Annotated in this window: 2 protein-coding genes; one reads left to right on the forward strand and one right to left on the reverse strand. The window is 42.6% G+C overall.

Translation table 11 applies throughout. The annotated features are described in order from the left end of the window. Nucleotides 1–130 precede the first annotated feature (130 nt). On the forward strand, nucleotides 131–799 hold the full coding sequence (locus tag AABK37_RS41325; protein ID WP_432557168.1) for a VOC family protein: 669 nt from the start codon (nucleotides 131–133) through the stop codon (nucleotides 797–799). Between the two features lie 106 nt (nucleotides 800–905). Here AABK37_RS41325 and AABK37_RS41330 read toward each other — a convergent pair whose 3' ends face one another. Then, nucleotides 906–1,205, reverse strand: a complete 300-nt coding sequence (locus tag AABK37_RS41330) for a hypothetical protein (RefSeq protein WP_432557169.1) — start codon at nucleotides 1,203–1,205, stop codon at nucleotides 906–908. Nucleotides 1,206–1,442: the final 237 nt, after the last annotated feature.

Below are 1,442 nucleotides of genomic sequence, written 5' to 3' on the forward strand. Positions count from 1 at the left end.
GCGTTTAACTCCACTATTCAAGCGTGATTATGCTAAAAGTCGAGTTGCTTAAAGCCAATTTTATATATGTCTAACTATATTTGACTATGTAACTTGGAACTATGAGTTCGGCGAATTAAAAAGATAAACTATGGGACTTGAACTAGATCATATTTTTGTTTGTGTTGAACCAGAAGCGCCTGAGGCTGAGTTTCTCAAAGCCTTTGGATTCACAGAAGGTAATCGCCGCACTCATCCAGGTCAAGGCACTGCAAACGTTTGCTTTTTATTTCATAATGCTTATCTGGAGTTACTTTGGCTGAGTGATATAAATGAAATCCTCTCAAGTGTGGTTCGTCCTTTGGGTTTGTGGGAGCGTTGTTGTTGGGGAGAAACTCAAGCTTGTCCATTTGGTATTTCGCTTCGCTCAGATGTACCCGGTTCTCTAGAATTGCCATTTACTACTTGGAATTATTACGCACCTTTTCTGCCAGAAAAAACCTCACTTCCTATCGCTGCTAACAGTGAAAATTTATCAGAACCGCTGATTTTTATGTCACCAGTCAGCCGAATTCCTTCAGCTTCGCCGTTAAAACGCGGATTATTAATTAATAAACCTGGATTTGATGAAATTACAAAGTTGCGAGTTACCTTACCTGGAGAGAAAAATTTCTCTGCTGAATTGAGAAAACTAACTGAGTTAGGATTGGTGGAATTGAAACGAGGCGATCGCTTTTACCTAGAAATCGAGTTTAATCAAGCTCAATCAGGTCAAATCCAACTTTTTGACTCGAAATTACCAATTTCATTTTACTGGTAAGTTGATAAGCGCAGACGCTCTGCGTCTTGTCGTCAGACATCGCCTTGATTCAATATAAGCAATTAAGCGCTGGGAATGCGAAGTTGTTGAGCAAAAATTAGCTTGTCTAAAATCCGCCACTGCTAGAACCGCCGCCGTCACAGCCACTACTAGAACTGCCGCCATCACCTCCGCTAAAACCGCCGCCGTCACAGCCACTACTAGAACTGCCGCCATCACCTCCGCTATACCCGCTATCAGTGGTACTACTGTTAGATCCCCCGGCAGCGGTGTTAAAGAAATTGTTGTGGCTGTTACTAGAATGGTTGCGGGATTTGCTTCTACGACCTCTAGAGGAACTGCTTCGAGCAGATGCAATAACTAACACCACCACCGCAACTGTCAATAATATAAAAAAGCCCGTCATAAGCCTTCTCCTTGGCAATAGTACGTGAGATGCTCAAACATCTGCGCTACTGTTAGTTGTTACGAGCATCTAACTTTTGAATCAATTTAGTTAGCTACCAAGTCAAGCGAAAGCATTCCAGAATTTCTGCCAAAGTTATGGTGAGATACTAACCCAAGTTGCGGGTTATGGAATACAAATTTACTACTGAATGCGATCGCGCACTTCAAAGTGGTGGAAGCGCGACGCGCTTCCACC

Source organism: Tolypothrix sp. VBCCA 56010 (assembly GCF_050875635.1).
GTDB lineage: Bacteria > Cyanobacteriota > Cyanobacteriia > Cyanobacteriales > Nostocaceae > Hassallia.

What these genes read in the sequence shown, in the direction of transcription:
- AABK37_RS41325 (WP_432557168.1), top strand. Translation starts at nt 131, where the DNA reads ATGGGACTTGAACTAGATCATATTTTTGTTTGTGTTGAACCAGAAGCG.
- AABK37_RS41330 (WP_432557169.1), bottom strand. Translation starts at nt 1,205, where the DNA reads ATGACGGGCTTTTTTATATTATTGACAGTTGCGGTGGTGGTGTTAGTT.